This is a genomic window from Bacillus sp. MRMR6 (assembly GCF_001940785.1).
Classification (GTDB): Bacteria; Bacillota; Bacilli; order Bacillales; family Cytobacillaceae; genus Neobacillus.
In genome coordinates, this window is the sequence record NZ_MSLS01000072.1 from 1 (window position 1) to 3612 (window position 3612).

Here is a 3612-nt window from a genome sequence, read left to right on the forward strand (position 1 = left end):
CGGTCTAAGCCGTATTTGCCTGCGTTGAAGCCTGCAGCAAGGATGATGAAGCCTAAGAAGATGTCTGTTGGGTTATGAGATACAGTTCCGGCTAGGAAGAAACTGAAGTTCATCACTAGACCAAAGAACATTGCTGCTGTTGTGAAGCATCCAAGTAAAAGGCCTAAACCGACTAATGTTTCGCCCCAAGGTACAAGGACGTTGAACAATTCGATGTTTGGCAGTGCAAAGCTTTCTAAGAAGCTCACATACCAGCCGTAAACCATGCTGCCGTCTGGACCTTTAACTGGGTTAGCAATTGCATTTCCTAAATATCCTGAAGCGTCGAAACCGCCAGTGATTTTTCCTAAACCTGCTGTGAACCAAGCATATCCAAGGTATACACGAATGACTGTTAAAATAGCAGTTGCAATCTTATTTTCTCTTAAAAATTTGTTAAACATTTTTCATTCCGCCTTTCAAAATTAAGTTGTTTTCTATACTTTTACTATACTCTTTTTCCATATTTCCACCATGCAAAAGTGACAAAGTTCACAGTTTGTTAGAAATGATTTGACAGAACTTTGAACAACACATTGACACGGTCTTTCATCGGCACTCTTTTAGGAATTACCTGCCGATCACATCGGTTTATCTGCCTCTTTTGATAGCTTACATGCCTCTTTTAAATCCTCACCTTCTGCTATCAAGTTTTACCTGCCAAGCAGCCTTAAATAACAAAAATCCAGGCTCTCGCTTGGATTAAGTACTCATCTATTCTAGAAACTCGATAAACCATTTTACACACTGTTCGGTTTTTTCCCAATCTGGATCACCATCTTCTATTCCCCAGCAGGCATACAGTGTCCCTAAAGCAACCGCTGCCTTCAACAAACGTTGACGATCGAGTCCTAAGCCTTCACTAATCAAATCGACCCGATATCGTAAAATACCTTTGGGATCTTCCTTACAATCCAGCTGATTGACCAAAAATGAAACGATATCAAAATAGGAATCTCCAATAACACCTTTTGGATCAATCGCCATCCAGCCATGCTCCTGTGAGTACAAGATGTTTTCATGGTGTAAATCTCCGTGTAACAGTTCAAAACCTGTTGATGTTTCCAAGATATGTTTTAAAAATCTCTTTGCCAATTGGATTTGTTCATCAGAAATAGGGCCGTTAAGATGCTCTTCACGCGAGAGTCCTTCAAACCACCGGGTGATGGACGGAGTATTAGTTTCACTCGGTGCAGGCCTGCGTATCTCCTTCCAAACCTTTATGTATTTTTTTATAACCTGTGCTTCATCTGTTTCTTCTGAAAGCATCGTTCCAGGGACCAGCTGTTCTAAAAGCATGATGCCATGCTCAGGATCAAACTTTAACAACCTGGCACAGCCTGAGCCATTATAGTATTGAAGCGTTTGAATTTCGTTCCGAGTATCGAAATTCGGCACACCCAGCTTTAAAATCAAAGGCACACCTTCCGAATTTCTCACCTTCAACACATAATTATAAGAAAGATTGCTTACAGGCCCTTCACTCGTAAGCTCCCATTTTTGTAAAAATGATTGGACTGTTGCTTCTAAACAATCCAACCACCTTCGTCCGTCCTCACTAAAGGCATGAATAATTTTTGATGCTTAATTCTATAACTGTCATTATCATTAAGCTGTATAACTTCTACCCTATGTAGTAAACGGTCCAATATAGCTGTAGTAATGCCTTGATCTCCCATTAATTCACCCCATTCTTCTGGGCCTTTATTTGAGGTCAAGATAATTGAACTTCGTTCATATAGATGGTTAATTAAATGAAAGAAAAGGTTAGCCTCTCTTTGGTCCATTGCCATATACATTAAGTCATCAATAATAACTAAATCTGCTTCTCTTATTCGTTTTAACTGTGTCTGTGACTTTCTAATGTATTCTTCCGTCACTTTAATCTCTTTTCAACGCTTTTTTCTTCCCGTTTCTTCATTTCATGCGTAAGGAGTTCCTGTAAAAACTCCTGGTAAGTCCATGATGCCTTCTCTGCATTTCGTAGTAATGCTGGCAGCTCATCAGCCGTTTCCACCATCCGAAGATGGCGGAATTGTTCCTGTAAAAGATGTACAGTGCTAGTCATTATGAAACACCTCGTATTATTTTCGTGTAATATTCCAGTTCCCTTGTTGCTGCTGTGGCTTTTGTTGCGGGGTTATCTTTTCTGGCTTCGAAAGAAGCAGGGGATTCCTCTTTTCTTTCTTTTAATCTAGTTAAATGCTGTGCAATATCTCTTAAATCGTTTGCACTCCAGAGTTGCTCTTTTATGCAAATTGAGAGTGATTCCTCTATATAAGGGCGGAATTGGGTTATGGCTGTTTGAATGACCTGCAACTGATCTCTTACATATCTCGGATAATGCTGAGCTATTTCATTTACGAACATAATAGCTTGTTCTTGGTCTTTAAATTGACGAATTATGGTCTCTTTATAGGCTTCAATTCCTTTAGAGCGATCTCGTGAATGCTGCCGATTTTTTATCAGTTCTCCTTTTCCACGACATATCGGGTGTTTTGCTAGTATTTCTCCTTGAAGATCAGCTCTAATAATGAGTTCAGCACCTTGTATTTCTAGATAAACCGTATTATCTCCTCTAGGGCGGTAAGTTCCTAATGGAACAGAATACCGATTAGATTTATATCTTATAACATTGTCCTTATGAACAGTTCTTGTTATACTATTTACAAGGTTGCTTTCGAAAGAAAGCAGGGAAGAGACTGGTGATGTTAAGTGTTGCTTTTCGAGGGCGTGCACTTCTACCGGTCTCTTTTTAGTTGTGTGATGTACATTGTAATTTCCAGTTCGCTTCAGCCAGGCTATACATTTTTCGTTCCAGCTCTCTAAATTGGGAAATACTCTATGTTTCGCAAAGTTCATTTTTACATATTTCACTACATTTTCTACCTTCCCTTTGCTCTGTGGATCAGCCTTCCTACATAGATAGACTCTGAATCCTCGCTCTTGCTTGTATKCTTGGAATTCCCCCGTTAGGATAATATCTCCTGCATTTTCACTGACGGTTATCAAATGGTCCTGATCATAAACGATTTCTTTCGAAATTCCTCCAAAGAAATTAAATGCCTTTTCGTGGCAACGAATTGTATCTTTTGTGGTAAAAGGTCTATCCAGCCATTCCACATATTTATAACGAGAATGAGAAAGTACGAAGGTAATAAAATATAGTTTAATGGACTTTTTCTCCTGATTCTTAACAGTTATTTCTCCCCAGTCCACCTGAATCTRTTGCCCCATCGGTAGTTCTTCGACAGCTTCATGATCTCGAATGCGAACCACTTTTGGGATATGATAAAAATCTCGTATTCCGCTAACATAACCTCGTACAGTACTGCTGCCAATGTCTATAGTAGGGAATTTCTCTCTTAGCCAGTCCTCCACTTGTGCAGAAGATAGATCTGGATGTTCTTTAAGCCACTTTAATATAAGGTCACGATGTAGGTCTAATTTCTTTGATCTATTACTGGTTGTTTGTACCCATTCAGTTGCTTCATCAAAGTTCATATTCAAATACTTATACACAGTGTTTCTAGAAATATCTAATTTTTTCGCAATGGCTGCAATTTTAAATCC

At 39.1% G+C, this 3612-nt stretch carries 3 protein-coding genes and 1 pseudogene; all 4 read right to left on the reverse strand.

Annotated elements, in window-relative coordinates; translation table 11 throughout:
* A partial coding sequence (locus tag BTR25_RS26510; RefSeq protein ID WP_075690929.1) for a DoxX family membrane protein occupies positions 1–443 on the reverse strand: 443 nt, incomplete at its 3' end.
* Positions 444–753: 310 nt separating this feature from the next.
* Positions 754–1578, reverse strand: a complete 825-nt coding sequence (locus BTR25_RS26515; RefSeq protein WP_075690930.1) for an aminoglycoside phosphotransferase family protein — start codon at positions 1576–1578, stop codon at positions 754–756.
* A pseudogene (locus tag BTR25_RS26520) lies at positions 1566–2107 on the reverse strand (ATP-binding protein). The gene BTR25_RS26515 and the pseudogene BTR25_RS26520 overlap by 13 nt, the downstream one beginning before the upstream one ends.
* On the reverse strand, positions 2107–3612 hold a 1506-nt coding region (gene istA, locus BTR25_RS26525), incomplete at its 5' end, for an IS21 family transposase (RefSeq protein ID WP_075690931.1). The pseudogene BTR25_RS26520 and the gene istA, both read right to left, overlap by 1 nt.